This window comes from Bacteroides propionicigenes (assembly GCF_018390535.1).
GTDB lineage: Bacteria > Bacteroidota > Bacteroidia > Bacteroidales > Bacteroidaceae > Bacteroides > Bacteroides propionicigenes.
The window spans coordinates 1-2875 of the sequence record NZ_JAHBBW010000026.1; the positions used below are offsets into that span (position 1 = coordinate 1).

Consider the following 2875-nt stretch of genomic DNA (forward strand, 5'->3'; position numbering starts at 1 on the left):
CGCCTATGGTATAGGTCTGACCTTTGAATTTGCGGTTGAGTGTCAGCTTCATACTTCGATACTATTTGTATCGAAAGAGTAGAGACGGACGCCGGCTAATGTTTATTATATGTGTTTGTAAAAGGAGGATATTTCAGGAAATGATGTATCTTTGTGAACGGATTGACAGTATTTAATCAAGAGTTAATATGACAAAAGCGGATATCGTCAGGGAAATAGCAACGCAGACCGGTCTGGAGAAGCAGGTCGTGTTACAAGTTGTCGAAGGATTCATGGATAGCGTAAAGTCTTCCATGATAAACGGCGAGGAGGTTTATCTTCGCGGCTTCGGTTCTTTTATCATCAAACACCGTGCGGAAAAGACAGCACGCAACATAAGCAGGAATACCACGATAATAGTGCCTGCCCACAATATCCCGGCATTCAAACCGTCAAAAGCCTTTGCAGGAAGGATGAAATCAGACAAATAAGGTGATTATATGCAACAGGAGCGTTATTCAGATGCTCCTGTTACTTTATACAGGGCAACGAGGTTGGTATTGTCCGATTGGAACAGGAAACGGCCGTTGCTTAAAAGGCATTCGTGGATGGTGTTGTCATTAGGATCCGACTCCAATAAAGCCCCCGCCTTGTTTTCATCGATAAGCAGCATTTCTATGCCTTGTACGGTGGCGGCAGTTGCATCAGCAGGAATTTTCAAAAGTTCATCCATCAGATTCATGTCGTTCATAATATCTCCGTATTTGGCTTGAGTCCCGTCAAGCATTCAATGTACCAAGACCAAAAAGCGTGGGACATAACCCGTAGCACCGAGGTTCTGGTAAACCTATCCGCAAACAAGTTAAGCCCACGCAAAAGCATAGGCGAAAACTGTTTGTCCTGCGGATAAGTGAAATTTACCAGATTTCGGTGCATGACAAAAGCTAACGCTTTCCGTATTTTATTATGTCGTTCTGCCAATATGGTTTTTATGCCGCATCTGCAGAAGAACCGGCCATTATGTGATAACGACCGGACGTGTAAAGGTTATTTTTTAGACTCTTCCAAGGAAAGCTTACGAAACTCTTTCATCAGTTTTTCCAGTTCCAACGAGGTCTTACGGGCACGGGTCCCTGCGGCTTGTTGCCTTTTTCAATCTGAAGTGCCGCATCCGTGGAGAATGTAGCATATACTTCCTGTATTTTTGAAACCAATTCTTTCATATAAATTCTATTTAAGTTATTGACCACAAAGGTAATGAAAATAATCGAGAATAAGAGCGATTTTGTCAATATTGCAAATATCACATTGGTAATCAATGACTTTTAACAGCCATTACACCGTATGATTTATCCATCAGAGAAATTGTCAAGGTGTTTACAACTTTATGGATATGTCTGGTCAGAACATTTCTTCCATCTGCCGCTTGATTTCTTCCCGCTTTGTATTCTTGTAGTAATGCTTATAGATGGTCAATGGGCTGTTACCAGCCATCTCTGCAACCACATACGGATTATTACCGGCATCTACCATCTTCGATATGAAAGAGCCACGGGCGGAATACCATGTGATGTTTTCTTTAATGCGCAGCATCTTGCATGCTTTCGTCAAGGTTTGTGAAAGGCGTGTGGAAATTTGCTTGACACGTGTAGTCTTCTTGGAAGTGGTCGTGTGTTTATGAGTAAAAACAGGAAATACATAATTTCCATAACTTTGCCCACGGTATTTATTCATGATGGCTTTTGCTTTACTGAGTAATTCCGGTTTGGCTGTTTTGGGAAACTTGATACGTTCATAGACGATGCGGTCTTCCTGGACCAAATCCCATGTCAGGTTACATACATCGACATTCGCCATACCTCCGGTATAGTAGCTGAACAGGAACAAATCAAGATGCAACTGCTCTTTTTTCGTAAACAAGGTACGGTCAACATTTGCGATTTTAGCTATGACTGTTTCCGGAACTGCTCTTGAAGTGGTTTCCGGCCAATTAATATCATCACCGAGACAGAGGAAGTTATCCATATTCACCCCGTACATCTCTTTCTTTTCTGCCTGCCTGCATACGGCACGGAGCAACCTTAGTTTGTGTGTAAGTCCGGCCTTGTTGCCATTTCTGATACCTCTTTCTTTAAGCCAAAACGCAAAGTCAAGAAGAAACTCTTCTGTAATATCCGTAAAGAAATAAGAGGAAAAGGCTTTTTCATATTTTTCCTTTGTAAACGCCTGCAGTTCACGCTTGAGATAGACATATCGTTTAGCATTGGTCGTGCTGTCGACAATCTGACCGTTCTTGATGCGTTTCTTGTTTTTGAATGTCTCTTCAAGATAATCGATCATCTGCTGGACACTCTTTACTTTGACCTCGGGTTTGGCCGCCTTGATTTCATCGAAGCAATGTGATAGCTGGACGGGCGACCAGTTCCTGCCTTCCATCTCCCAGGTATCGGCGACATGCAGATATTTGGTTCGCAAATCGAAAAGCAGTTTGTTCTTGGTAGTGGCCTCCGCACTCCCTACACGGAAACTCTGAGACTTGACATCCCAGTCTTTTAATAGCCCTGTGATGTTTATAACCTTCGGCACACGGGCGTAACCGGTCTTGAAGAAAATTATCTCCAGCTTGACCATCTTGGTGTCTTTCGGGTTCTGCTTACCCCTGATGTTAATCGTGTACATAGACTGATAACGAGTTAGTTAATGACTTATTATTAATTCGCATTAGTAGGAATCAATTGGTATTAATTAACCTACATAGAAACCTACATGAAAAGAGTAGTTTCCTTAGCGAAATAATGTTTATACGGATAAATCCGTACTTGTGTCATTTACTAACTCGTTATCAATCAACTATTTTTCCTAATCACAAAAGTTGTGTCCGAAAAAAGGGTGTGCC

3 protein-coding genes and 1 pseudogene are annotated in these 2875 nt (G+C 42.0%); 1 reads left to right on the forward strand and 3 read right to left on the reverse strand.

Annotated features, from left to right (window positions below; genetic code table 11):
- Window positions 1-188 precede the first annotated feature (188 nt).
- Entirely contained in the window at window positions 189-470 is a 282-nt protein-coding gene (locus KG118_RS17170) for an HU family DNA-binding protein (protein WP_008142902.1), read from the forward strand.
- 23 nt (window positions 471-493) lie between these two features.
- Here KG118_RS17170 and KG118_RS17175 read toward each other — a convergent pair whose 3' ends face one another.
- The 3 genes and pseudogenes from KG118_RS17175 to KG118_RS17185 form a co-directional block, all read right to left on the reverse strand.
- Window positions 494-730: a hypothetical protein gene (locus KG118_RS17175; RefSeq protein ID WP_009316603.1), complete on the reverse strand. Its 237-nt coding sequence runs from the start codon at window positions 728-730 to the stop codon at window positions 494-496.
- A 296-nt stretch (window positions 731-1026) separates the two neighbouring features.
- A pseudogene (locus KG118_RS17180) lies at window positions 1027-1202 on the reverse strand (histone H1).
- Window positions 1203-1380: 178 nt separating this feature from the next.
- On the reverse strand, window positions 1381-2658 hold the full coding sequence (locus KG118_RS17185; protein WP_004293508.1) for a phage integrase SAM-like domain-containing protein: 1278 nt from the start codon (window positions 2656-2658) through the stop codon (window positions 1381-1383).
- Window positions 2659-2875 lie beyond the last annotated feature (217 nt).

Coding starts and splice junctions, on each gene's coding strand:
- KG118_RS17170 (WP_008142902.1), top strand. CDS start 189: ATGACAAAAGCGGATATCGTCAGGGAAATAGCAACGCAGACCGGTCTG.
- KG118_RS17175 (WP_009316603.1), bottom strand. CDS start 730: ATGAACGACATGAATCTGATGGATGAACTTTTGAAAATTCCTGCTGAT.
- KG118_RS17185 (WP_004293508.1), bottom strand. CDS start 2,658: ATGTACACGATTAACATCAGGGGTAAGCAGAACCCGAAAGACACCAAG.